The 25080-nt window shown below is 61.2% G+C and carries 17 protein-coding genes; 4 read left to right on the top strand and 13 right to left on the bottom strand.

Annotation, left to right across the window (positions count from 1 at the left end):
- Positions 1-56: 56 nt before the first annotated feature.
- The 5 genes from CHB73_RS03765 to CHB73_RS03750 form a co-directional block, all read right to left on the bottom strand.
- Positions 57-1127, bottom strand: coding sequence for a tyrosine-type recombinase/integrase (locus tag CHB73_RS03765; RefSeq protein ID WP_089272197.1), 1071 nt, complete (start codon positions 1125-1127; stop codon positions 57-59).
- A 12-nt stretch (positions 1128-1139) separates the two neighbouring features.
- On the bottom strand, positions 1140-1451 hold the full coding sequence (locus tag CHB73_RS16380) for a hypothetical protein (RefSeq protein ID WP_143337303.1): 312 nt from the start codon (positions 1449-1451) through the stop codon (positions 1140-1142).
- Between the two features lie 159 nt (positions 1452-1610).
- Positions 1611-2528 (bottom strand): hypothetical protein, encoded by a 918-nt coding sequence (locus CHB73_RS03760; RefSeq protein ID WP_089272195.1) that lies wholly within the window; start codon positions 2526-2528, stop codon positions 1611-1613.
- Positions 2529-3078: 550 nt separating this feature from the next.
- Positions 3079-3564, bottom strand: a complete 486-nt coding sequence (locus CHB73_RS03755; protein ID WP_089272193.1) for a hypothetical protein — start codon at positions 3562-3564, stop codon at positions 3079-3081.
- A gap of 3 nt (positions 3565-3567) precedes the next feature.
- On the bottom strand, positions 3568-4437 hold the full coding sequence (locus tag CHB73_RS03750; RefSeq protein WP_143337302.1) for a hypothetical protein: 870 nt from the start codon (positions 4435-4437) through the stop codon (positions 3568-3570).
- A 1071-nt stretch (positions 4438-5508) separates the two neighbouring features.
- Between CHB73_RS03750 and CHB73_RS03745 the strand changes: the two genes are divergently transcribed.
- Positions 5509-7839 (top strand): AAA family ATPase, encoded by a 2331-nt coding sequence (locus CHB73_RS03745; RefSeq protein WP_089272188.1) that lies wholly within the window; start codon positions 5509-5511, stop codon positions 7837-7839.
- Positions 7836-9752 carry a UvrD-helicase domain-containing protein gene (locus CHB73_RS03740; RefSeq protein ID WP_089272186.1) on the top strand — a complete coding sequence of 639 codons (1917 nt, stop codon included), beginning with the start codon at positions 7836-7838 and terminating at the stop codon, positions 9750-9752. The genes CHB73_RS03745 and CHB73_RS03740 overlap by 4 nt, the downstream gene beginning before the upstream one ends.
- Positions 9753-9766: 14 nt before the next feature.
- Here the strand turns inward: CHB73_RS03740 and CHB73_RS03735 are convergent, their stop codons facing one another.
- A complete protein-coding gene (locus tag CHB73_RS03735; RefSeq protein ID WP_179216879.1) occupies positions 9767-13930 on the bottom strand; it encodes an AAA family ATPase in 4164 nt (1387 codons plus the stop codon).
- 21 nt (positions 13931-13951) lie between these two features.
- Here CHB73_RS03735 and CHB73_RS16700 point away from each other — a divergent pair, with 21 nt between their 5' ends.
- Positions 13952-14137 carry a hypothetical protein gene (locus CHB73_RS16700; protein ID WP_179216878.1) on the top strand — a complete coding sequence of 62 codons (186 nt, stop codon included), beginning with the start codon at positions 13952-13954 and terminating at the stop codon, positions 14135-14137.
- 195 nt (positions 14138-14332) lie between these two features.
- Positions 14333-20209: a DUF3320 domain-containing protein gene (locus CHB73_RS03730; RefSeq protein ID WP_089272182.1), complete on the top strand. Its 5877-nt coding sequence runs from the start codon at positions 14333-14335 to the stop codon at positions 20207-20209.
- Between the two features lie 467 nt (positions 20210-20676).
- On the opposite strand, the gene CHB73_RS03725 is transcribed toward CHB73_RS03730, so the two are convergent.
- The 7 genes from CHB73_RS03725 to CHB73_RS03695 form a co-directional block, all read right to left on the bottom strand.
- Positions 20677-21246 carry a hypothetical protein gene (locus CHB73_RS03725; protein WP_089272180.1) on the bottom strand — a complete coding sequence of 190 codons (570 nt, stop codon included), beginning with the start codon at positions 21244-21246 and terminating at the stop codon, positions 20677-20679.
- 139 nt (positions 21247-21385) lie between these two features.
- A complete protein-coding gene (locus tag CHB73_RS03720) occupies positions 21386-22006 on the bottom strand; it encodes a 4Fe-4S dicluster domain-containing protein (RefSeq protein WP_179216877.1) in 621 nt (206 codons plus the stop codon).
- Entirely contained in the window at positions 21993-22367 is a 375-nt protein-coding gene (gene hypA, locus CHB73_RS17320; RefSeq protein ID WP_089272176.1) for a hydrogenase maturation nickel metallochaperone HypA, read from the bottom strand. The genes CHB73_RS03720 and hypA overlap by 14 nt, the downstream gene beginning before the upstream one ends.
- A gap of 97 nt (positions 22368-22464) precedes the next feature.
- Positions 22465-23553, bottom strand: coding sequence for a hydrogenase large subunit (locus CHB73_RS03710; protein ID WP_089272174.1), 1089 nt, complete (start codon positions 23551-23553; stop codon positions 22465-22467).
- Positions 23553-24110 (bottom strand): NADH-quinone oxidoreductase subunit C, encoded by a 558-nt coding sequence (locus CHB73_RS03705; RefSeq protein ID WP_089272172.1) that lies wholly within the window; start codon positions 24108-24110, stop codon positions 23553-23555. The genes CHB73_RS03710 and CHB73_RS03705 overlap by 1 nt, the downstream gene beginning before the upstream one ends.
- Complete coding sequence (locus CHB73_RS03700) at positions 24107-24634, bottom strand: 4Fe-4S binding protein (RefSeq protein WP_089272170.1); 528 nt, start codon at positions 24632-24634, stop codon at positions 24107-24109. Before CHB73_RS03700 ends, CHB73_RS03705 begins: the two co-directional genes overlap by 4 nt.
- Entirely contained in the window at positions 24619-25074 is a 456-nt protein-coding gene (locus CHB73_RS03695) for an NADH-quinone oxidoreductase subunit B family protein (protein WP_089272168.1), read from the bottom strand. The genes CHB73_RS03700 and CHB73_RS03695 overlap by 16 nt, the downstream gene beginning before the upstream one ends.
- Positions 25075-25080: the final 6 nt, after the last annotated feature.

Here is a 25080-nt window from a genome sequence, read left to right as displayed (position 1 = left end):
ATGAAGGGGCTTGCCTCCGCAAAGGCAAGCCCCTTCATCTTTGCCGTGTCAAATCCTCATGCCACCTGAACCGGCCTGACACGGTCAACCAACCGCAGCGGCGTCTCCTGCGCGGTTCCGAGCTTCGGCAACAGTGCGGCCGCCTTTTCCGTCTCCGAGGAATGCGGTTCGTAGTAGTTTTTTATGATCATGCGCACACTGGTGCCGGCCAAATGGGCGATGGCGGAAATCTCCACCTGCTTGTCGAGCATTGTCGTGATCCAAAGGTGCCGGATGTCGTACGGGCAGACATCGTAATCCAACTCGGCACGCTTGGCGGCATTGCTGAAGGCCGTGCCGATGTCGGCAACCGGATTGCCTTGATATTCGATGAGATGTCCACTCTTATGCAAATGCCGTCGCTCCTCCAGCGCCTGCATGAACTCGTCGGAGCACCTGACGAACACCCATTTTCTCACCTTGCGATGATACACCCGCACGCCACCGCGCTGCCACTTCACGTTTCTTGAAAACGTCAGTGAGAACAGGTCCAGGCCGGGGCGACAGGGGATGTTCCACGCCACTTGGATCGCCCAGGCGAGGTGCGTCGGCGCATTCGCGATGATGAGATCCAGGTCTTCAAGCGTGAGCGAGGACTCGTGCTTCGGCTCTTCGCCCTTCACAAATTCTGAAAGTGGGCTCACCTGAATGATTTTGCGCTTAACCCCGATGTTCAGGGCGGTCTTGAGGTAGCCGATGTACCGATTGCGTGTCGCCTGGGCCTTGTGTTCGTAGTGTTCGTTCACGACATCGAGGATTGCATCCTGCGTGAGCAAGTGAACCGGAGTCCTGCCGAGGGCGGGAAGAAAAACGGCGTTGAACACGGATATCCAATCCCGGACCCATTGCTTGAGGCCATTCGTCTTCTTCGCTGTGACCCAGGACTGCATGAGGTCTTGCAAGTAGACCACCTGGGGCTGCACATCTACGAGTTCTTCGCGCAACGCCTTGCGTGTTGCGATTTCCCCCGCGAATGCCTTTGCCTGGCGCTTTCCTTCCCGGCCTGGTGGGAACGACTTCGACCGTACGTGCTCGCCGTCGCGGTACGTGATCTGCCACCTGCCATCTTTGCGTTGACAAACTGCCATAGAGCTCCTTCCTCAGTCTATGGAAACAGGTTTCGGCACATGACGACGAACCCGCGCAGAACGAGTGGCGCGGAAGGCGTCAGGAGCGGACATGAAGTCGTCCAGAGTTGAGCGGGCATAACGATTGCGGCGCGGACCGCATGCCGGCAAGGAGATTTCTTCTTCGCGCAGCATCCGCGCGAAGGAGTCGGGGTGCTGATAGCCACAGTATGCAGCAGCGGCGCGGAACGTGAAGAACGGGCCGGAGATGATGCTCTGGCTCGTGTTCTTTTCGCTGGTGGTGCTGCTGTTGCGCGGCGAGACGGCCAACCCGGTTTCCTCCATTTGAGAAACGCGAATTGGCAGCCCGAACGTCCGCTGCGAAAAACAATCTAGCAAGCAGAAATGCGGGGGTGTCTCCAAAAAACATCAACATGATGCCCTCCCCGGCGGCGGCATGTGTCGGCAGGGCCGAGAAGGCCTCGGCCCTGCCAGAGAACGCCTCTAACGGACCAGCACCGCTGCGGAGTCTTCGCCATTCTTGGTCATGAGCAGATGCCGAATACAGGGATCGTCGTTCGAAACAAGGACGCCCGACAGGTTGCGGCCATTGCGCCAGCGCGGACAGCCTACGGCGTGCCAGATGGAACAGTCGTGCCACCACGTCTCCAGGTCTTCGACAGGCTTCGACTTCGCGGCTTCACGGAGAATCTCGGCGGTGAGTGGCACGTGCGGGCGCGGCATGTACTGCCCTGCCATCAACAAGGCCGAGTGCCGGTTCCCGTCGGTCGGCGCTTCGGGCTCCCAGGCTTCACCCCAGACATTGCGGTTCCGCACGATGACTTTCGCCGCAAGCTCCAGCGGATACCTCGCGGCGAAGAGCATGCCGGGACGGCGGGCGAAGGACAGGACGAGAGAGCCGCTCGGCCTCGCGAAATCGCCGTGGGGCCACAAATGGCCGATCTGGCGGAACGGCGGCACGACCGAATCTGCAGCGGAGATGAGCATGCCGCAGATTGGGCGCAGCATCGCGGTGATGTCGCCGTTGGGCGACGGCCACGCGCCGATGAGTTCCACCGCGTCCCTGCTGCCGAGCGAAACGAACTGGTACGGTGAGCCGGTGGCATCGAGAGAGAAAGCGACAGGCGCCAACGCTTCGAGTTCGCGCCAGACACGCCCCGCGCCGCCGAGCACCTCCGCATGAACGATGAGTCTACGCTGGACCGAGAGCACATCGCGCACAGCAGTCCGGTGCGCACGGCCTTGAGGGTCCAGGCAGCCAACCAATTGGATGCCGCCTCCCGTCTGATTGAGGAGAAGTTGCCGCGAAATTTCAGAGCGGCACGGCTTGCCTGTCCGTCGGGACAAGCAAGGCAGGATGATTGCCTGCGCGAGTGTGATGAGCGTGAGGCGTTTGATCATGGTCCCTCCGGTGTTCGGGTGAAAGGGATCCATGGTCTCTCGAAATATGTTTCGAAAATCAAGCCGGTTGCAGTCTATATTCGAGAACTTCGAGTCCCTTGAATTCCTGGCTATTTCCGAACTCTCGAAAAGAAATTTACAGGTCGTTGCCAGAGCAGGCGAAGGGCAAACAACTCCATCACTCCAAATCACGGCAAACGAACAGGAGCTTGCGTTCCCATGCTTACGACGACGCCAGCGGCGCGTCAGGCATCGGAACATGCAGAGGGGCTTGTTCAGCCTGCCCAGACGGTTGGCGGCGGCAAGCCAGACTGCATGCCCGGCGTACGGCGCCAGCGTTTGCGCGGAGAATGCGCAATGTGTTGGTGGCGTTTGGCCGGGGGAGGAACTGTACGCCCTTTGAGAGAGTGTTCGGGAGGGTGAGCTGCGGGGAAATCAGGCGTCAGGGCGCGCCGCAGGATGAAGGCCACGGTGAAGAACGCCAGCAGCGCAAAAGCTGCGAGCAGAAGGATGAAAATGGCGAAGGAGGGCACCGCTGGCGACCGGGCAGCTACTGCTGCGGCTGGCCGTTTTCAGTGGCGGGCTCAAGCTCCCGCCACATTTTGCGCAGGTATGACGCGGAGACTGAAATGCGCAGTTGCTTCGAGAAGTAGCGCGCGATGAGCCTGAAACCGAGTCCCTGCCCGTGAAGCTCCCGCACCAGCGCCCACCTGTGAAGCACTTTGTCGCGCAAAGGAGAAGGCCGCTCGTTCCGCAGGTTCCGGGCGCGGGACTCGCGCACGCGCTGGAAATTCTCGAATTGCTCCGGGCCGGCGGCACGGAAGCCGCGCCGACGGACCGTGTCAAAGCCGAAGCGGCGGATGGCGCCGAGCAACGCGACGTACGGAGTCGCTGGCGTGGCCGTCGCGCATGCGCTGAAGGCATCGGTGAGGATGCGTTCGCGGTCTTTCTCGGCGAGGCCGGAGAGCCAGCGCAGGGCGCGAGCGCGCTCTTTCGCTGTGTTCAAGCCGGAGGGATGTATCGCGAGCTTCGGCACCTACTACCTCATGTAGATATCAACGCTGTCCATGCGGTTGTGCGCGATCTCGTTCGCCACGGTCTGCATGGCTTCTTCGTGCGACATGCCGGACTCGACGGCTTCGTGCATGCGCGACTGTGCGAAACTGTGCTTGAGCCCGTGGGTGCCCCGGCCAGGCGCATACTGTCCCGTCGCCCGCGCCGCCGCTTCGACCGCACGAAGAAACGTGCGGTACGGTGAGGCGAGCAGGCCGTGCTCCGCAATGTAGTCTGTGAGCTCACGGTACGTTGCCGGATCCACGAAGTGCTCGGTCTGCTTGCCGCCTTTCTCCGTGACCGTGATGCAGCCGACGGCATCGCCCGAGATCGGGTCTGTTCCGAATCCGAGAAGGTTTGCGGCCGTGAGCGGATTGCTCCCGCGCGCCGGAGCGCCAACGCCTTCCGCGCGACAGCCGGTTTCACCCATGAGGCGAGCTTGCAGGCGCAGAGCAGGGTCAGGAATGGCCGCGTAGAGCCCCTCCGGGTCGGGATACGCGCGAGTCGTGTATCCGGCGGATCGTGCCGCCAGTTCTGTACGCCAGTGCGCCTTCTCTTCAGACAGAACCGTGCGAATATCCGCCGCCGACTCGCCGCCGTGGCGTTCGGTGTACACATCGAGCGCGTGTGAGAGCTTTGTGAGCGCGGAAATTTCACGCTCGATGGTTTGGAAAGAGCCGCCAGCATCGCGCAGCGCCTGGCCACGACCTGCGATGTACGTGCGAACATAGCCGGAGACGCGCAGCGCTTGGCGCAGGTCGCATTGCCCAGTTCGCTGCAGGAACTCAACGAAGCGGTGAATGTCGCGGCGGTATACGTCCCACGCGCCAATGCCTCGGATGAAACGCTGATCCACGGAGCCTTTCTTGCGCCCGATTGCACGGACGCCGCCGAGCAGTGCCTCCGCTTGCCCGTGCAATGATTTTGGCCATCTGTTCGTTCCCATCTCGCTTGCATCCCTCCCGTTCCGATCCCTTCCGCCGCTTCTTCAGTTGAGTAGTGTGCTCTTTCTACAGGCTGGGCCTGCGCGCCGAATTTTCGGCATATACGCCAGGGCTTGTCCTGGCGCCGGCGGTAGCAACTCCGCCGTTCCATGTTGCGCTGCGTCTCCTCTTGCAGCAGGGTTTCGGATTGGACCATCCGGTGGTTTTGCTCGCGGAATGCGAGCGATTCAGAACCCAGTGAGGCAACTTCATGGTCACCCCACAACTGTTGGTGGGCGGTTTCAGCCATCCCGTCTGGCAGGCGGTCGTTCACAGAGCCCAACGCTCCGAAGCCCAAAACGAAACAGATGCAAAGATGAGCGTCGCACGTCAGAAGAACCCGCAGCAAGTCCGGCGAGGAGGGGCACGGAAGAAAATTATGCGGCCAGGCAGAAAAGGATGATGAGACGAAGAGGCTCCAGGAGGAATCCTGTCCGGTTTTGTTGTCACGGTAGGCGCGACAACAAAACCGGACGCAGTGGATGCTTCGCGGGTCAGATCAGATAGGAAGAGTGCGCGCGCCAGTGCGTGGTCATGGTGCGCAGACGAGTGCGCGCACGGGAAGTCGGCGCGAAGCGCTCCCCCTCGCCGTCGTGTGGGATGATACCGCGCGCCAGGTCACGCGGTAAAGGTCGCGCCATGCGCTTCCTGTGACCGCGTGACCTGGCGCGCCGTGGAGTGTGTTCATGCGACGGCGAGGGGGAGCGGCGACTTTCGCTCGGGCTCCAGGGTGCTTGGGGCTGTTAGCGACGCCGCTTAAGCAGGCAGCCTCCACGCGTCTACGTCGTTGACGATAACGCAAATTTAGCAGAATTGCTTTGGAGAACTTAAAATCGGATGGGTGCCAACACCGCCAAGGCCAGTGGCGTTCAGGCACAGCGTCTGACCGTGCTGCCGCGTATGACCTGCTGATACTACGCCTGCCATGTTGAGAGGGGGAAAGAGTGCATATCGAATTTGTTGAAATTGCAAACTTCCGAAAATTGCTTTCGGCGAGGGTTGGCCTGTCACCAGGAAAGACCGTATTTGTTGGTGCAAATAATAGCGGAAAAACTTCTGCAATGACAGCATTACGCTATTTCCTCGCCGACCGTGAGCGCTCCAGATTTTGCATAAACGACTTCACGCTTGCCCATTGGCCGACAATCAAAGAGATGGGAAATTCGTGGGAAGCGGCGCATGCCGCAGGTGATGAGCTACCAGTTCCCGAATGGGATTCAGTATTACCGTTCCTCGATGTCTGGCTCCAGGTTGCCAAAGACGAAGTGCACTACGTCCAGAGGATCCTTCCGACTCTCGATTGGGATGGCGGACGGCTCGGTGTGCGGATGCGCCTGGAGCCGAAGGATTCCGCACAGTTGCAGAAGGAATTTGTGACCGCACGAGCGCAAGTGCTGACACTGCAAATGGTCGGTGCGGATCAGGCCGCAAAACAAGGCGGGGCCGCCGCAGACTTCCAGGTGGCCATCTGGCCTCAGGACCTTGTCGAGTTCCTACAACGCAAGCTGACCGCTTCCTTCACGGTCAGGGCCTACGTGCTCGACCCCGCCGCCTGCGTCGATCCGGAGCATGGCAGGGCCAAGCCGCAGCTGCTCAATGGGAGCGACCCCATTGACGGCAACCCGTTTCGTGGGCTCATCCGCATCGACGAGATCAGCGCTCAACGCGGTTTCGGCGTACCCGGTGAAGACAGCGACGAAGACGCCACCGGTGGCGTCAGTGGATCGCGGAAGCTGTCAACGCAGCTCCGCCAGTACTATGCCCGCCATCTCGACCCCTGCGAGAACCCGGACGCGGAAGACCTTGTTGCGCTCAAAGCGATTGAGGAAGCTCAAAAGGCCTTCAACTTACGCTTGAACCACGGCTTCAAGAATCCACTCAAGGAGATGCACACGCTCGGCTATCCGGGAGTCACGGATCCGAAGTTGGACATCTCGACACGGTTGCGCCCCGTTGAAGGTTTGAACCACGATGCCGCTGTGCAATTCGCCGTGCCTATTAATGATGGCGGGAAAACCACGGCTCTATATCTTCCGGAGGACTCCAACGGGCTAGGCTACCAGAACCTCATTTCCATGGTTTTTCGCCTAATGGCGTTTCGCGACAGCTGGATGCGGTTGGGTAAGGCCAAGTACAAGGCTGCCGACGACACGATCATTCCACCTTTGCATTTAGTGCTGATCGAAGAGCCCGAAGCGCATCTTCACACCCAGGTGCAGCAGGTTTTCATCCGCCAGGCGCACAAGATTTTGCGCAACCACCCCGACCTCGGTGAGAACTCACATTTTGTGACGCAGCTAGTGGTCAGCACCCATTCCAGCCACATCGCTCACGAGTGCAAGTTTGAATCGCTCCGCTATTTCCGGCGCCTACCAGGCGGTGGCAAAGCCATCCCGACCTCCTGCGTTGTCAATCTGGAAGACGCGTTCGGTGACGCCCCGGACACCAAGCGCTTTGTGACACGCTACCTGCGCGTCACCCACTGTGACCTGTTCTTTGCCGATGCGGCCGTTTTGATTGAGGGGTCGGCCGAACGCATCCTCGTCCCCCATTTTGTAGACTTCCGCCCGGAGTTCGAGAAGCTTAAGGAGAGCTACATCACTTGGCTTGAGATCGGCGGCAGCCATGCCCACAAGATGCGCAGTTTGATCGAGAAGATCGGGCTCACCACGCTGGTCATCACCGACATCGATTCATGCGACATCGACGGAATCCCCGCGCCGCCGGTTCGGAACGCTGGCTACACAACCCGCAATACAACCCTTCGAAAATGGTGGCCCGCTATCACAGACCTTGACCCCCTCCTCGACAAACCCGAAGATGAGAAGGTCAAAGTCTACGCCGATGAGAGATTCTCGGTGCGCGTGGCCTACCAGTCGCCCATCTCCGCGACGTTCAAAGGCGTAACCGCCGAGGCGCTGTCCTACACCTTGGAAGACGCGATAGTGATGGCGAATATCGACCTGTTCAAAACGTTGCCGGGGACCGGACTCATTAATAAATTCCGCAAGGCCATCAAGAATAGCGCCGACCTGGCTGCTCTGGGCATCGCCCTGAAGAAGGCACTCGAAGGTGGGGGGAAAGCCGAATTCGCCTTGGATCTGCTCAAAATCAAAGACTCCGCGTCCCTGAAGCCACCGGCCTATATCAAAGACGGGCTGCTCTGGCTGGCTGCCCAACTTGAGCGAGAGCAGGTCGAGCTTGGTCTCGCGCAGATCGCAGAAAACAGGGATGCGCCGCCAGCAGACGAAGCTCCTGCGGAGGCCTCGGCGTGAACACACCTGCCACTACTTCAAACGTCACGCTCGACGATCACGTTGAAGATGAACTGGCCGGCTACTTGAGCCTTGAGAACCCCACCAGTTTTTTCCTCTTTGCCGGCGCCGGGTCGGGCAAGACACGTTCGCTGGTGAACGCCCTGAACTATCTGGCCAAGACATACCGGGATGTTCTCCGCCTTCGCGGCCGACAAATCGCCGTCGTCACTTACACCAATGCCGCTTGCGACGAGATCACCCGCCGAACCGAATACGATCCGCTGTTCGTCGTGCGCACCATCCACAGCTTCGCGTGGTCGCAAATCCAGGGTTTCAACTCCGACATCCGCGCCTGGCTGAAGGACAACCTCCCGCGCGAGATCGCCGAGTTACAAGCCGCCGAGGCAAAGGGCCGAGCGGGCAAAGCGTCGATCGCCCGCCAAACCCAGATCGAATCCAAGCAGCGGCGATTGGACCGGCTCGCTGACACCAAAACATTCGTATACAACCCCAACGGTGACAACCGGGAACGGAATTCGCTAAACCACAGTGAAGTCGTTAAAATATTCTCGGATTTCCTGCTCACAAAACCGCTCATGCAGCGCATCTTCGTTGGGAAGTTCCCGTTTCTGTTGATTGACGAGAGCCAGGACACCAGCCGCGCGCTCATTGACGCCCTCTTCGTGGTGCAGCAGGCCCATGCCGACCGCTTTTGCCTCGGCCTAATCGGTGACACGATGCAACGCATCTATGCGGACGGCAAGGAACGGATTGAACGAGAGATACCAGAGAGCTGGGGGCGGCCCGAGAAGAAGCTCAATCACCGCTGTCCACAACGCATTGTGCAGCTCATCAATCAAATCCGTGATGGCGCTGATGCCCACAAACAGGAACCGCGCGACGACAGCCCGGAAGGCTGGGCGCGGCTTTTTGTGTTTCCAATCGATGTGCCCAACAAACCTGCCTTGGAGCAGAAAGTCCGAGACCACATGGCGGGACTGACAGGCGACCAGGATTGGACCATTGCCAGCAAATGCAAAATCCTCACCCTGGAACATCGCATGGCAGCCCGGCGAATGGGATTTCTCAACTTGTTCGAATCGTTGTATTCTGTCGAAGAATACCGGACCGGACTTCTCGATGGCAGTCTTGCACCAACACGTTTCTTCACTCATTCCATCCTGCCGCTCGTCAAGGCCCAGGTCCAGCAGACGGCTGACAAGTTCGCGACGGCCAAGCTGGTGCGAGAGCACTCACCACTGCTTCGCAAGGACGCCTTGAAAAACCATGAGAATCCGATAGCGCAACTTCGCGTTGCCCAGGCAGCAGTCGACAGCGTGATGGCCCTTTGGGTCAATGGCCACCCCACCTGCGCAGCAATCACAGCAAGCATCGTTGAAACCAATCTTTTTGAGGTGCCGGACAACCTCAAAGCCGCCTTGGCTACGTTGCAAGCTTCACAGCCAGAAACCCCTGATGACGTCGAAGCGGATCCTGTCAGCGAAAAGATTGCGGCACTTGTTTCGCTCCTCAATTGCTCATTCACGGAGATAGAGCAGTATGCCGCATACGTGGCGCACGAGGCTCCATTCGATACCCATCAGGGGGTCAAGGGGTTGGAGTTCGAACGCGTCATGGTCATTATGGACGATGAGGAGGCCCGCGGTTTTCGGTTTAGTTTTGACAAGTTGTTTGGCGCCAAAGCACCCACGGCCACCGACATCAAGAACGTTCAAGCGGGCAAGGAAACCTCCGTGGATACCACTCGACGCCTGTTCTATGTGACCTGCAGCCGCGCTCAATCCAGCTTGGCGCTCGTGGCCTATTCGGCTGACCCCTCTTCGGCCCAGGCGCATGTCGTCGCAAATGGGTGGTTCACTGCCGACGAGGTGTTGTCCGCAGTTCCAGAACAAGCAGAGAATCTACGATAGCCGCAGGAAATTGCCTACGTCAGGACACGTCGGTCAATGTCCCGCAGGGCATCCTTGGCCCCATGCGCTTCCAACTCAAGCATGTCCTCGTACAAGGCAAGTCCCTTCTCCATGAAGTCGGCGAGGCGATGCAGGGTCAGCGCGATGCCAACGAGGTGCTCCGACTCAAGCGGCCAACGGGTTCTATGGTCTCCCAACTGGATGCCTGCCATGGCTACGATGCGATGGCAAATGCCCCAGACCAGATCCGGACGCCACTCGACAGCAGCGGACAAGGCCTCCACGAGGAAATGCTCGTGCCCCTTTTCCAGAAGGTGAGGTGCCCCCAAAATCAATTGAAAAAGCCTCTCCGAATACGCATCCAGCGGCAGGGGGTCTGCCAGCCGGAAGGTGGTCAATAGCGCCTTGGCGGTGACTTCATCCGCAGTCGGGCCAAGCTGCTCCAACAGTACCGTGGCCCGATGCCGAGTCTCCTCACCCTTCCAACAATGGGCGGCGGTATGGACACAGCCGAGCCGCCACAGGGCCAAACGATCGGGGTCGGCACCGTTGCCGTCGAGAGTGGCCTGAACCTGTTCAGCGCACCAGGTGTCCTCTGGTCGGGCAAGGTGCCGGAGCGACACAAGTTCGCCGAAGGCTTGGTCGGTGAATGGGCTGGCGGCATCGCGCATGTCGGCAAACCATCCGGCAACGACGCCGTCTTCTCCCCACCAGTGCGCATGGGCCAGCAGTATTGCGCCTTCAACACTGCATCTCATGTTGGGATGCTTGGCCAGGAGGGCGGTGACAAATGCCGCCGCCTGCGCGCGCTCCCCCCGGCCGAGGTAGCGCAGCGTGTGGACCGACGCCACCCAGCTCCGCGTATTCGTCGGCCCGGTCAAGGCTTCCTCAAGTGCCTGGAGCCATTCCGGATACACCGGGTTCTCCCGGCATATGTACCCAAGGGCAACGGAATCCAACAACATGCTGTTGGTAGTGAGGGCGTGCATCCGCATGGAATCCCAAAGGATGCCATGCTCTATCGTCTCGGTAGGCTCCTGCTCAGAAGCGTCTTCATGCTGCGCCAGCCAGCCGCGCAGGATGCCGCAGATATCGTCCGGCAGTCCTTTCTCGCTCTGTGCTCGGTCCATTAGAACCGATGCGGCCGCATGCCGGATGTCGCTCGAAGCAAAGCCCCTTTGGTGCAACTCGCGTAGCATGTCGAAGAGGCGTGCCTTGTTCAGGCCGCCCTTGTGCAGCCCTTGAAACCCGTGCGCGGCAGGGCGCTCCTGATTTCCCGGCTCGAAGCGTTCAATGATCGCCATCGCGCGTTCTTGATGCTTCTCCGCGAACTTTTCGAATTCGCGCGAGGCCTCGACGCTGCCTCCCTTCATCCAGTCTTCGGGATGATGGTCCTGGCCATCGTGGAGGAGCTTGAACAGGTCGACAATCTCGTCGTCCGTTTGGCCAGCCATCTCCTCGGCGCTCACGGGTGAACCAATCCATCCACTGCGCATGGAGGAGTCTTCGTCGCGCACCGGCCCATGCGCCGCGAGCCTGTCGAGAATTTTCCGCCGAAGTGCAGGAGACCGAGAAGCCTCTGGAAACGCGTTGAGCAGTCTGAGCCGAGTTTCTTCATTCCACTCCTTGCGTTCTGTCTCCCTTTGCTTGTCATCATCTGGCTGGGAAGGATGAGGCGTCCATGCGTAGATCGCCTGCTCCAGCTGCAGGCATTCTGCCGGGGATAGCGCTGGGACCAACGCTCTGATAACACTTTGAGTTCCGGAGTAGGCATTACGCATGTTCCCTACAGCGAGCCGCCGGGAATCCGCGAGGAGATAGGCCAATACATCCTGCGGGTAGTGGGGAGCAACAAGCGCCAAGCCTCGACAGAGCAGGCGGTGGACCAACATGCGGTCACTTATCTGCCAGTCCTTCAAGTGTGCGAGGAATCCTGAGGAATCCTTTCGAGCATAGCCTGTTATGGACGTTAGAATTGCATGGAGCAGTGGGTAACTCTTCAGGCTGGGTTCATGGTCTTCATCTATCGGGAAGGACTGAAGCCAAAGATACCTGTGGTCCCGCCATTCATAGGTTGATACCCTTTCAAGAACACGGATGAACCAGGGGAAGAGCACTCGGCAGAACTCCACGGGGTGTACGCCAACTGTCTTGACGATGGAGTAGCCTTCTCGCTCCTTCAGGAGCTCCGAAAACTCCGGGTTCTCCACCCGCTCCATCTCCGCAAAGGCAAAGTCTAGGTGGGTCTTCAGGAATGTAGCCGCCCGAGTGGGGTCCACCTTGGCAATTTTGCCGATGATGTCCTCCACGAGCCAGGCGGCGACATCCATACGCCCCACGATGGTTTCCAGTACGCTGATGGTCGCCTCGTCCCATGCCGGAGCATCCCGGAGCGTCCAGAGTGTCTCACTATCCAACTCCGGGCGGGGAAGCCATTGCCGACGGATCAGCGCAACGACGCGGGCCTGGGCAAAGGAAAGCGCTGCGAACAGTAGCACGCGGCAGGGGCCGACATTGGCTTCGCCCTCCGCCATCATGCGGGGCAACAACTCAGACTCAAGGATGTCAAACCATCCGTGGCTGCCCGCCATCGATTGCATGGCTTTGGCCTGAAGCGCCGGGTCATCGAGACAGGGCAGGAGCCAGCCGCGTTCCTCCGGCATGGGGGCCTGCTGCCTGCCGAGGAATTCCATGAGAAGGAAGCGCAAATGCTTCCGCTCCACTCCGCCCCAGAGCTTCCGGAACTCTTCGCAGTAGCGCTTCGGCCACACGTCGCGAAGGTGCCCCAACGCGCTCCAAAGGATAGGCCGGACAAAGAGGCTGGTCTGCTTGCCCAACACGTAATTCGAGAGCGAATCCTCGCGCCGCAGGAACGCTTTTGAGCGTGCGAAGTCGAACAGGGTCTGATGTCGGAAGCCGAGGACCGCCTTGGAGCCTTCGGTGCACAGAAAGCCAGAGGACTTGAGACCTTTGAGGGCGCCTGACCACCTCGAAGAATATTGAAGCTCCGGCGCCCATAGCTCCTCATCTTCAGCAAGGTCCTTGGCAAGGGCGATGACCAAATCCTGCCGGTCTGCGGAGTCTTCCTCATCTTCGATGTGGCGTCGCCAGACCTCCTCAAGCATCCGGGGGTAAGCCGTCAATGCCGAGACGTCCTGCGCATCCTTCAAGAAGTTGAGAAACACGTCCAAGTGCTGCGGGGTCGTGAGCATGCGCCGAAGCTCTGCGGGCCAGCCTCGTGTCGCCACTCCACTCCGGGTGAGAATGGCCTCGACAGCCTCCCACGGCACCACGCCCAACTCGACGCGGGCCACCGCCTCGCGAGACTCCTTGCGCTCGGCATAGTCAATGAGATCGCACAACCTCCTGTCGTGCTTGGCCTCGAAGGTGCGTGTGGAGACGATGACCTTGAGATTGCGGTGGCGCAGGAAAAACGCTTCGCGGATGACGTTGAGTAACACGGAAAGCCGCTCCGAATGCCGGGTCACCATCAATTCGCACAAGGCGTCCAGCTGATCCACGAACAGGACAACAGGCCCTTCATCCGCCAGCCGTTGGAGGCAGGCGCCCAAAGGCTCCGGCATTCCCAGGTCTGTCTGCAAAGCGGCCAACGTGCCGACCTCCCGTGACAACGTATCCGCCTTAAGAGCGAGGAACGTCGTGCCTTGCGACCGAATCTTGTTGGCAAGGCGCGCCATGAGCGCAGACTTGCCACACCCCGCTGGCCCGAGCAGCAACGTGAGACGGGTCGCCTCATCCGTCAGGAGATCGTGCAGCTTTTGCTCCTCGGGGCGATCAATCCAGTCCCCGGTGCAGAGGGACTGCGGCCATTCGAGCAACGCTGCGGACTTGCGCCCGAACACCTCTCGGATGCGCGGCAGGGCTTCGGGTGAGAAAAGGGGCCGTTCAAGCATCCGCCTAATTTCATGGACCGTGCTATTTGTGTCTGCTGCGAAGGGGAGGAGCGTCTCTGTGTTCCTCAAGGTAGCAGTGCAGTGCTGTAGGTGCACTAAATCCGCTAGCTCCGGCTCTTTCGCTAACTCACCGTGGATCTCCTGGAGTAGCCAGTCGAATGCGGTAGCCGCTTCCCGGACCGTCACATGCGGGTTTTGTGTATGGTAGGCCTCGGCTAATTTCCCCGATTCAGGGGCTTGGCTTGGCGCGAGGAACTTCAACATGGCTACACCTACGATGCGCTCATGGAATTCTTCATCAGCACTCGTGGTGGTCAGTTCTGGATAGCGTTTGGAAAATGCCGCGACAGCGCGCCGCAACGCAGCTTGGGAGGCTTCCTGTACACGTTTCCTTTCATGGCCTGCAATGAGCGGCTTGAGGAGACCGTCCAGCAATTTTCCGACAACAGCGCCTACAGCAGCCTCAAGTAGCATAATCCCTTCCCCTCCGTGCATTGCCTGCCCATGGCTGAAGCATCGGACAAGCCATTCACTGGCCCATACAGGCTTTTGCCATGCCATGCAAAGGTGCCCAAAGCATACATTTTATTCACGCCGCTAGACATCTTGCGGTGATTGAGCCATGTACGTAGCTGTTTCGTTATCGAATCATACAGGAGCCTCGCCATGCCGGAAGCGCTTGACCTTGAACTCATCCACGACCCCACGGTCAACTATGCCCTCCAGCAGAATGACGTCCCGGTCATCAAGCAGCTCCGCCTGACCAATTCTGGCGGCGAGTGCCTGAAGGATGTGCTGGTCCGCGTTGAGGTCGAGCCTGACTTCGCGAGCACGTGGGAGGGGCGCGTCACCAGCCTGGAGCCGGGGGCCTCATATGCCTTCGGCCATGTTCCCTTGCAACTTTCGCCCAAGTTCCTGGCGGAACTCACCGAGCGCGTGGCCGGAACCATCACTGTGTCTGTCAGCGCCTCCGGCCAGGAGTTGAAGCAAGAGACGGCGCGCATCGACGTGCTGGCCTACGACGAATGGAGTGGCCTGCGCTCCCTGCCCGAGGTGCTGGCGGCCTTTGTCACCCCGAATCACCCGGTGGTGGAGGGCATTCTGGCCGACGCCGCCGGCATTCTTTCCGGCTGGGAGCGCGGGGCCTCGCTCTGCGCCTACCAGACGAAGAAAAAGCAGGACGCGCTCCGGCAGGGCGGCGCCATCTACGAGGCCATCCGCCGGCGTGGGCTCAAATACATCTCGCCGCCGGCCAGCTTCGAGCAGGCCGGGCAGAAGGTGCGCCTGGCCGAGCGCATCCTGGAGAACGGCCTGGGCACCTGCCTGGACCTTGCCCTGTTCCTGGCCTCCTGTTTCGAGCAGGCCGGGCTCCATCCCCTCGTGGTCTTCACCAAGGGGCACGCCTTCGCCGGGTTCTGGCTGGTGGAGGAGACCTTCCCCGATGTGGTGGGCGATGATGTGCTGCGGCTGCGCAAGCGCGCCGAGCTTGCTGAGATCTGCCTTGTGGAGGCGACAACGCTCACTTCCGCGCCGCCAAACGACTTCAATCTCGCCGTGCAGTTGGGCAAGGCCAAACTTGAGAGCGAGCAGGACTTCGTCTGCGTGGTGGATGTGGCAAGGTGCCGCAAGGCCGCCATCCGTCCTCTGCCGCTGCGGGGCACACTTGGCGGGGCGGAGCGCGCAAATTCCGGGCAGGCGGCAGACGGGGCGGCTTTACCCCCCGACCTCTCGCTGGTGGAAGGGGCGGTGCGGCCCGACACTCAACCAGAGGAGCAACCAGAGACCCCGGCCACGCGCCTGGACCGCTGGAAGCGAAAGCTGCTCGACCTTTCGCTCCGCAACAAGCTGCTGAACTTCAAGTTCACCAACAAGGCCGTGAAAATCCTCTGCCCGGACATCGCCACACTGGAGGACGCGCTCGCCGATGGCGACAAATTCGAGGTTCTGGCCAACCCGAACGAATTCGCCGAGGACGATCCGCGCAGCGCCGAGGTGTTCCGCCGCAGAACGGGCGACGACGCCCGCAAGGTGGTGCTGCAGGAAGAATTCAAGGCCAGACGCCTGCGCGCCGAGGCCGGACGCGACAGGCTGTCGCGCCAGATGCTGGAGATCTATCGCGAAGCCACCCTGCAAATGGAAGAAGGCGGGGCCAGCACCCTGTACCTCGCCCTGGGCTTTCTGGCCTGGTACGAGACCCCGGCCAGCCAAAAGCGCCTGCTCGCGCCGCTCATTCTTGTACCCGTGGAGGTCATGCGCGGTTCGGCCCTGGAGGGCTTCCGCCTGCGCAAGCGCGACGACGAGGCCCGCATCAACACCACCCTGCTGGAGCTTCTGTCCAAGGACTTCCAGCTCACCCTGCCCAGCATGGACCCCGTGCCCCAGGACGACCACGGCGTTGACGTGCCGTTCATCCTGAGCACCTTCCGCGAGGCCGTAAAGAAGATCGACCGCTGGGAGATTGTGGAAAACGCCTGCCTGGGCTTCTTCTCCTTCGCCAAGTTCCTTATGTGGCGGGACCTTGAGGAACGCACCGAGGAGCTGCTTAAAAATTCCATCGTGTCCCACCTAGTCAACACGCCGGACCTGCCCTTCCCGGACTCCGGGGGCTTCCCCGACGCCGACCGGCTGGACCACTCCCACTCGCCCACGGAAACCTTCTGCCCGGTGCTGACCGACTCCTCGCAGTTGGCGGCTGTGTACGCCGCCGCAGAAGGCAAGAGCTTCGTGCTGCATGGACCTCCGGGCACAGGCAAATCCCAGACCATCACCAACCTCATCGCCCACTGCCTGGCCTGCGGAAAATCCGTGCTCTTCGTTTCGGAAAAGATGGCCGCACTCACAGTGGTGCGCGACCGCCTGGCCCAGTGCGGACTGGGGAATTTCTGCCTGGAACTGCACTCGAACAAAAGCAGCAAGCAGGAGGTCATCAAGCAGCTCGGCCAATCCCTCACCGGCCCGTCCACCTTCGATTCCGAGCACTGGCGGCGCGAAGCCGAGCGTCTGGCCGCCCTGCGCGCGGAGTTGAACGAGTATGTTCAGGCTCTGCACAAGGTCCAGGGCTCCGGCGAAACCGCCTTCCAAGGCCTGTCCAAGCTCATCGGACTTACGGACGTGCTGCATGTGGCCCTGTCCTGGTCCTCGCCGGAGGCCATCGACCAGCCTCTTCTTGAGCGCCTGAATCAAGCCTCCCGTCAATTGGCACTCACCTCAGGCGCCATCGGGACCCCTGCCGGACATCCCTGGGAGGGCGTCGCCTGCGAGGACTGGAGCCCGGTGGTACAGCGTGAGGTCCAGGAGGCCTTGGAGAGCGTACCCGTGGTTGTGGGCGAGCTTGAACGTTCGGCGAACGCGCTGCTGCCGCTGCTCGGCATCGGGCAGCTCCAGCCCGCCCGCCTCAACGAATACGAGGAGCTGGGCCAAAGCCTGACGGCACAGCCGCGTCCGCCAGCCCCCTTGCTCGAAGCCGCCGACTGGCCCACGCTGCGCTCGGAGATCGACGAACTGGTGCGCAAGAGCCGCCGTCGCAAGGCATTGTGGGAGTCCCTCGGCGCGGCATTCACGCCGGAGCTCATCGCCCTCGACCTGGACGCCTTGGCCGCGCTGCACTTGGCCGCCAAGGCCAGCTGGGGCCTGGGACGTTGGTTCAAGAACAGGGCCATCGCCAAGACGCTGCGTCCCGTGTCCAAGAGCGGGCAAGCGCCAGCCACGGACCGCTATGAGTCCATCCTGGCCCAGGCCCGCGAGTTGCGTGAGTTGGAAAGCCAGTGGAAGGCCGTATCCGATGCCGGTGCCCGCATCCTTGGCTCTGCCTGGGCCGAGGGTCAGATCACGGACGCGGAGCTGGAAACGCTCTCGACGCGGGCCACGGCACTCCGGGCCAAGGCCGTCAAGGCCGCCAACCTGTCCGGGCGCGGCGTAGCGGGCATTCAGCGCATCTGGGCCGCCACGCTGTGGAACGACTATGACCGTCTCTGCGCAGGTGTCGAAGCATACTCTTCCGCCCGCAAGGGTTTCCGCCAGGCCGTGGAGCGCTTGGACGGGTTGCTGGGCTTCGGCAAGGGCGTCTCCCTCGCCTCCGCCTCGGGCGAGGCGTTGTCCCTGGAACGCATCGTCAGCCGGGCTGCCTTGCTGACCGAACACCTCGGCAAATTCCGTCTCTGGTGCCAGTGGCGCAAGGCCCGCCACGAGGCCCTGGATATTGGTCTGAAGCCCTTGGTGCTGGCCTTGGAGCAGGGACGCATCACGCCGGAACAGGCCGAGCCCGTGTTCCAGCGCGGTTACTACCAGTGGTGGGTAGAAAGCGTCGTCCACGCCGAGCCCGTGCTGCGCAATTTCTTCAGCACCGGCTTCGAGGACAAGATCCGGCAGTTCCGCGACACGGACGAGCGCTACACCAAGCTGACGCAGGCCGAAATCCATGCGCGCCTGTCCGCCCGTGTGCCCATCGCCGGGGCAGCGGCTAACAGCGAGTCAGAAATGGGCGTCCTGAGCGGTCAGCTTCGGCGGCAGCGCAGCCACATGTCCATTCGCGCCCTGGTGCAGAAGATTCCCAACCTCCTGCCCCGGCTCAAGCCCTGCCTGCTCATGAGCCCCATGTCCATCGCCCAGTACATGGACGCCGGGCAGACCCCCTTCGACCTCGTGGTCTTTGACGAGGCCTCACAGATTCCCGTGTGGGACGCCGTGGGCGCCATCGCACGCGGACGACAGGCCATCATCGTGGGCGACCCCAAGCAGCTGCCACCCACGAGCTTCTTCCAGCGCGAGGATGACGAGATCGACATGGATGACGAAATCGTGGCGGACCAGGAGAGCATCCTGGACGAATGCCTCGCGGCCAGACTGCCGCAATTGCACCTGCGTTGGCACTACCGTAGCCGCAACGAGGGACTCATCGCCTTCAGCAACCACCACTACTACGACAACAGCCTACTGACGTTCCCCTCTCCGCACCTGGAGCAGGGCGTGAGCTTCCGCCACGTGCCGGGTGTCTACGACAAGTCCAAGTCCCGCACGAACCGCATAGAGGCCGAGGCGTTGGTAAGCGAGATGGTCCGGCGCCTGCTCGACCCCGTGCTTTCCTCGGTGAGCATCGGCGTGGTGACCTTCAGCCAGGCCCAGCGCGACCTCATCGCCGACCTGTTGGAAGTCGAGCGCAGGAACCACCCGGAGATTGAACGCTTCTTCGACCCCGAGAATCCGGATCGGGTGTTCATCAAGAACCTGGAGAACGTCCAGGGCGACGAGCGCGACGCCATCTTCTTCTCCGTGGGCTATGGCCCGGACGCCGCAGGCAAGGTGAGCATGAGCTTCGGTCCGCTCAACCGCGACGGTGGCGAGCGGCGGCTCAACGTGGCGGTGACCCGCGCACGCAAGGAAGTGGTCCTGTTCTCCTCGCTCAAGCCGGAGCAGATTGACCTGGCGCGCACACGGGCCAGGGGCGTGCAGGACTTGAAATGCTACATGGAATATGCGGAACGCGGCATGGCGGCGATCCGCGAGGCCATCTCCCGCGACCCCTCGGCAGACTTCGACTCGCCCTTTGAGCAGCAGGTCTGCGAAGCCCTGCGAGCCAAGGGGCACACGGTACATGCCCAGGTGGGCTGCTCCGGCTACCGCATCGACTTGGCCGTGGTGGACCCGGAGTGTCCGGACCGCTATCTCCTGGGCATTGAATGCGACGGGGCCAATTACCACCGCTCACGCAACGCCCGCGACCGCGACAGGTTGCGGGAAATGGTGCTGCGCGGGCTGGGCTGGGAGATCGCCCGCATCTGGTCCACGGACTGGTGGCAGAACGCGCAGGCCGCCCTGGCCAAGGTGGAGGCTGCAATAGAGGAGGCGCTGCGCCGCCGGGCGGAAAAGCAGGAGGAGCCTGAGGCGTGTCCCCCCCCGGCCTTCGTTGTGCCCGAGGCTTGCGCACAGCAGTTCGCCAGCGCTCCGGCCGCGGGACAGGCCATGAGGCCGACTCCAGACGAGAGCCTAGAGAAATACAGGCCCAGCTTTGCGCCCCTCGTCTTCGGCACCCAGGAGGAATACTACCAGCCCCAGAGCACACCGCAGATTCGGCAGGCCCTGCTGGAGGTCATGGAGCGCGAGGCGCCCATGAGCCTGACGTTGCTCACGCGGCGCGTCGCCGCGCGCTGGGGCTTCACCAAAGCAACGGAGAAGTGCAAGGAGCGGGTGCTCGGCGTGGCCAAGAACACGAGCGATGTCCTGGTTCGCCGTGGCAAGGACGAAACATTCCTTTGGGAGAGACAGACCCCTCCTGATGCCTACACGGGATTCAGGATTCCGGGAGGCAGCGAGGAGAGCCAGCGCGACCCCGGCGAGATTCCGCCGGAGGAGATCGCCAACGCCGCCCGCCACGTGCTTCGTCAGCACATCTCGGCCTCGCGCGATGTCCTGGAGCAGGAAACCGCCCGCCTTCTGGGCTTCAGACGCGTGACGCAGAATGTCCGCGCGCACATGCAGAAGGGCGTGACTCTGCTGGCGCTGGCTGGCGACATAGAAAGGGATGGAGAAAACTTGGTGTTGAAATAGGAGGTGTCTCAAGGCACGGACAACATGGTGTCGGCTTCTTATTTCCCTGTTTGAAGGGCGTCGACTTCAGATGACGTCTGCGGCACATGAAACACGTGGAACGCCCTCCCTTTGCACTACAAATCCGCACTACAAAAGTCCCGGAAAGGTCGTATTTTTGTAGTGCATTCAAAAAATTAACCAATTATTTCGGAGCATGCATAGTGCCCTGCTTGAATGGCATTCAAGAGGCCGTGGGTTCAATTCCCTCCAGCTCCACCACTCAAGAAAAGCAAGGGCTTGCGAAGCGATTCGCAAGCCCTTTTTCGTTGCTGTGGGCGCGCACGAGAAATGAGAATCCGTGTCATTCAATTTGAGAACGCGGGCCTGGGAGGAGCGGCGGGGGACGAAGCCCCCTCCGCTTTGGTGGTCCAGCTATACACGCCGATGGTGCCTTTGCCGTCCCCGGTGCGTCGAAGCCGGTTTTGTCAGGCGACGGACACGTAGCCGCCCTGGATCTCCCGGCGCACGTCCTCCAGGTCGATGACCACGGGGTCGATCATGCTGTGTCCCCCGCGTTCGCCCCAGAGGTGCTCTGTGGCAAAGTGTCCATTGTAGCGCGCATCGTCCACGATGTAGAATCCGTCCTCATGCATGAGGCGGTCCCAGCGATGCACGAAAAAGTCGAACTTCTGGGGATTGAACTCGGTCACGTTCTCCCAGCGCCAGGTAAGCGAGCAGACTTCGTCAACGTAGCCCATGAGGGCAAGGAAGCGGGCCTTGCTGTCCAGGTACATGCGGCGGCGCAGCAGCACGGCCGCGTCCTTTATCGGCTGAGGGTTGAACAGCATCTGCTTGCCGTCCACGGTCACTTCCACCATGGAGTCCTCTCCGAGTTTCATGCCGCAGGTGCAGGTGTTGCCCTTGCGCCACCACTCCAGGTACTTCGTCTTGTAGATGCCGCGGCCTTCCTCCCGAACCTTTTGCGCTGTGGAAAAGGATACGGGATGCAGGGCAAGGTCGCAGCAGCGTCCGGTAATGGTCATGCACAGTTCCATAAATCCTCCTGGTGATTGTTTCGGGTAGTGGTGGACGACCATGCCCACGCGGACCTTCCCGCAATGTCTTGAATACGCGTCGGTGTACGCCGACCGCGCCGATCCGTTCGTCCGGCCCTGCCCGCAAGCCTGGCCCGGCTTATCCCAGGTGTGGCGCGCTCAAGGTCTTGACCTGCGGCGCCGGGGGCGTTGCCTGCTCTCGACGGGCCTCGCGCAGCCGAGAGAGCTGGATGGCGCTCATCTTTGCGGCGATCTCGACATAGGGTGAGGAAATATCAACGATTTCCAGCGCGTTCTTCGGGCACGCCTCGACGCACGCGCACACGTCCTTGTTGTTTTCGGCGCGCCACTCTTGGCACAGGTCGCACTTCTTGGCCGATGCCTGGTTCTTGCGCCCGCAGAAGCCGGTCTCGCCCTCCACTCCAACCTCGATGGCGCCAAAGGGACAGGCCATCGCGCACATCTTGCACCCCACGCACAACTCCTCGTTGACCCGGACCACGCCATCAACGCGGTGGATGAGGCCGAATTGACATGCGCTGGCACAGGGGGCGTCATCGCAGTGGTGGCACTGGGTCGGGAACTTGATGTCGCCGACCTTCACGACCTTGATGCGGGGCATAAGCGGCAGTCCGCGCTTCTTCGCCTCCTTGTAAGGCATGTTGACATGCGCGCTTACGCAGGCCATTTCGCATTTCCTGCAGCCGATGCATCTGTCCGGGTTGGCGTGAACGATGTAGTTATGGCTACCGTTCTGCATGTTCATCACCTCTGCACTGTGTTTGGACTTCTATACTTTCCACATAGAACTCACGTCCGGTGGCCAGCTTCACGGAGGCTGTCTTGCACAAGGGGCATTTGAGCATTCTTCCCCGACCAATTGCCTCCGCTCCGCAAACCGTGCACGTTCCGGTGGCCGGAATGCGCTTGATGAGCAGTCTCGCCTTGTCCGCAACGGTCCCTTCGGACAGCATTTCAAAGCAGGCAGTAAGGGTCGTGGCTTCCACTCCAGCCAGGTCTCCGATGCACAGGCAAACCTGCGTCACTGCACTTACGTGCGCCTTTTGCGCTTCGTCTGTCACAATGCGCAGAATGCTTGTCGCCATCGATGACTCGTGCATTTCATCAACCTGGTATGTTTGTACTCGTTTTCGTAGCCATGTAAGCGCATCCAGATTCGCCACTGCACGCAAACGTCTTGAGAAAGAACAGGCGTGCCTAGCGCTCTGTGCACGAGATGCACGGGTCGATGCTGTTCACGATCAGCGCGATGTCGGCGACCTGACAGTTCGCCAGCATGACCTGCAGCGCTTCCCAGTTCATGTAGGTCGGAACACGCCACTTCAAACGCTGGGGGGTATCCGTCCCGTCCGAGCGCACATAGTAGAAGACCTCGCCCCTGGGGGCTTCGCTTCGGGCCACCGCCTCCCCCGGCGGGATCACCGGTATCTCCCTGGTGTTGATCGGCCCGCTGGGAATTTGGCGCAGGCACTGCTCAACGATCTTCACCGACTGGACCGCCTCGCGCAGGCGCAGCAGCGCCCGTGAATGCACGTCGCCCCTGGTGTCGGTCTGTACCTCGAAGTCGATGTCGGGGTAGATCGCATACGGCGTCTTGCGGCGAACGTCGTAGGCCACGCCGGAAGCCCTGGCCACGGGGCCGACAACAGCGTGGCGCTTGGCTTCTTCAACGGGCAGGATGCCGATGCCCTGGGTTCGGGTGCGGATGAGCGGGTCGCGTTCAAAGACTCCGTAAAGTTCGTCGAGCTGTGGCTTGAGCAGTTCGAGTTGGCCACGAAGAAAGGGGCCGGTGGATGCATCGATGTCGCGGCGGCAGCCGCCGATGATGCACTGGCCCAGGTTCATGCGGTTGCCATACACGCCTTCCTTGGCATCTTGTATGATTTCCCGAATTTCCATGGCGTGCATGAACAGGGAGTCGAATCCGGTAAGGTGGGCCATGATGCCGACATTGAAGAGGTGCGACGCGATGCGCTTTACCTCGTCGGCGATGACCCGCAAATACTTGGCCCGCTCGGGGACGACAAGGCCGCTCAAGTTCTCCACGGCCATGCAGTATGTTGCCGGGTGGCTGTTGGAGCACAGCGAGCAGACCCGCTCAGTCAGCGTGACGTTCTGGAAGTAGTTGCGTTGCATGGCCAGGGCTTCCATGCCGCGGTGCACATGGCCGGCGGAAATCTCCACGGAACGCACGCTCTCGCCCTCGACCTGGATGTCGAAGTACATGGGTTCTTCAAGGGCCACGTGCAGCGGACCGATGGGCAAGGTATAGGTGGTGGAGGACATCAGTTGTTCCCTCCCTTGGTCCACTCCGGCAACTGCTTACCCGAAAACACCTTTTCCCACAGGGTTGTGGTCGAAGCGCCGTTCATCATGGTGGAGAGCGGGACCAGGCGGTCGAGGATGGCCGCGTCCAGGCTCGAATCGAGGAACAGGCGGCGCGGGTTCGGGTGGTCTTTCAGAACAATTCCGTACAGCTCGGCGAACTCGCGTTCATTCCAGTCCGCGTTCTTGAACCACGGAGTGATGGAGGGAACAGTGGGCGGCGTGTCGGGCAGGCAGACCGAGACGGTCACCACCACGCCTTCCAGGTCGAAGTGGTACGACACCTCGTGCCCCTCCATCTCCATGCGGCCGAACTTGTCGCCGCGGTAGGCGGTTACGGTCATAAGGCGGGCCCCGCATTGGGCCAGCGGGGGCGCGATGGAGAGCAGGCTCTCCGGGGTGCCCAGCTTCACCCACCCGAACCGGTTGCCGTTCACATCCGAGGTCCAGTTTAGAAACCCCGTGCCAAGAGCCATGGAGACCGCCTGTTCCAGGGATTGCAGCGCTGTGTCGTTCATGTGTTCTCCTGTCTGCGAGTGGAGCGGACCTGCGCGACGTTTCGGACGATGCTTTGGCGCTTGCACTGCGGGCAGAGCAGGAAACGCTCGGGACTGCGCACGCCGAGCTTGTCGATGATGGCCTGCGGGCGCGGCTGGATCTTTGCGCCGCACTGGGCGCATTCGCCAAAGGGAATGAAGCTCGAAATGCAGTTTGAAAACATTTCCGCGCCCGTATGGACAAGGTGCCAGTTGTTGGACATGGTCAGGGCGCCTGTGGGGCAGTAGTGGGCGCACATTCCGCAGAAGACGCAGGAGTTGTGCCACAGTAGATACTGCATTCCAGAACCGTCTTCGCTTGGGCGGAGTTGGATTGCGCCCGCAGCGCACACGTGCTGGCAGATGCCGCAGAGAATGCACTTTTCCGGATCGAACTCGGCGCAGCCGCGAAAATTCTCATGGGTCTTCGCGGGCGCAAAGGGAAACGGGTCCGTGGATGGCCCAAGCAACAGGTTGCGCAGCATGATTTTCAGGAATGGGAGCATACGCCCTCCTCAAGCCTGGTGCGCCAGATGCCCACGGCCTTGAGCACGCCTTCCATGATGGCTTGCGGCCTTGGCGGGCAGCCGGGGACAATGACGTCCAGCGGGATGTAATGGTCGATGTCCGCACCCACGGAGTAGCCGTCGCGGAAGCAGCCGCCGGAAACCGGACACACGCCCACAGCCACGGTGACCTTGGGATGCGGAATCTCGTTGTAGACCCGGAGCACCTTGTCGCGCACACGCAAGGTCAGCGGACCGGAAATGAGCACCACGTCCGCATGTCGCGGGCTGCCGCAATACTTGCAGCCCAGGCGCTCCACGTCATAGCGGGGAATAAGCGCCGTGGTGGCCATTTCCACATCGCAGCCGTTGCAGGAGCCCGCGTTGATGCGGTAGATCCAGGGGGAGCGCGAGGCGAGTTCGCTTATGAGTTGAAGCATCAGGCA

Origin of the sequence: Humidesulfovibrio mexicanus, assembly GCF_900188225.1 — a bacterium.
Taxonomy (GTDB): domain Bacteria; phylum Desulfobacterota; class Desulfovibrionia; order Desulfovibrionales; family Desulfovibrionaceae; genus Humidesulfovibrio; species Humidesulfovibrio mexicanus.
This window is presented reverse-complemented; position numbering and strand designations above follow the sequence as displayed.

Bases quoted from the DNA above. Each gene is read 5' to 3' on its own strand.
- CHB73_RS03765 (WP_089272197.1), bottom strand. From the start codon at position 1,127: ATGGCAGTTTGTCAACGCAAAGATGGCAGGTGGCAGATCACGTACCGC.
- CHB73_RS16380 (WP_143337303.1), bottom strand. From the start codon at position 1,451: ATGGAGGAAACCGGGTTGGCCGTCTCGCCGCGCAACAGCAGCACCACC.
- CHB73_RS03760 (WP_089272195.1), bottom strand. From the start codon at position 2,528: ATGATCAAACGCCTCACGCTCATCACACTCGCGCAGGCAATCATCCTG.
- CHB73_RS03735 (WP_179216879.1), bottom strand. From the start codon at position 13,930: ATGTTGAAGTTCCTCGCGCCAAGCCAAGCCCCTGAATCGGGGAAATTA.
- CHB73_RS16700 (WP_179216878.1), top strand. From the start codon at position 13,952: ATGGAATTCTTCATCAGCACTCGTGGTGGTCAGTTCTGGATAGCGTTT.
- CHB73_RS03730 (WP_089272182.1), top strand. From the start codon at position 14,333: ATGCCGGAAGCGCTTGACCTTGAACTCATCCACGACCCCACGGTCAAC.
- CHB73_RS03725 (WP_089272180.1), bottom strand. From the start codon at position 21,246: ATGGAACTGTGCATGACCATTACCGGACGCTGCTGCGACCTTGCCCTG.
- CHB73_RS03720 (WP_179216877.1), bottom strand. From the start codon at position 22,006: ATGCAGAACGGTAGCCATAACTACATCGTTCACGCCAACCCGGACAGA.
- hypA (WP_089272176.1), bottom strand. From the start codon at position 22,367: ATGCACGAGTCATCGATGGCGACAAGCATTCTGCGCATTGTGACAGAC.
- CHB73_RS03710 (WP_089272174.1), bottom strand. From the start codon at position 23,553: ATGTCCTCCACCACCTATACCTTGCCCATCGGTCCGCTGCACGTGGCC.
- CHB73_RS03705 (WP_089272172.1), bottom strand. From the start codon at position 24,110: ATGAACGACACAGCGCTGCAATCCCTGGAACAGGCGGTCTCCATGGCT.
- CHB73_RS03700 (WP_089272170.1), bottom strand. From the start codon at position 24,634: ATGCTCCCATTCCTGAAAATCATGCTGCGCAACCTGTTGCTTGGGCCA.
- CHB73_RS03695 (WP_089272168.1), bottom strand. From the start codon at position 25,074: ATGCTTCAACTCATAAGCGAACTCGCCTCGCGCTCCCCCTGGATCTAC.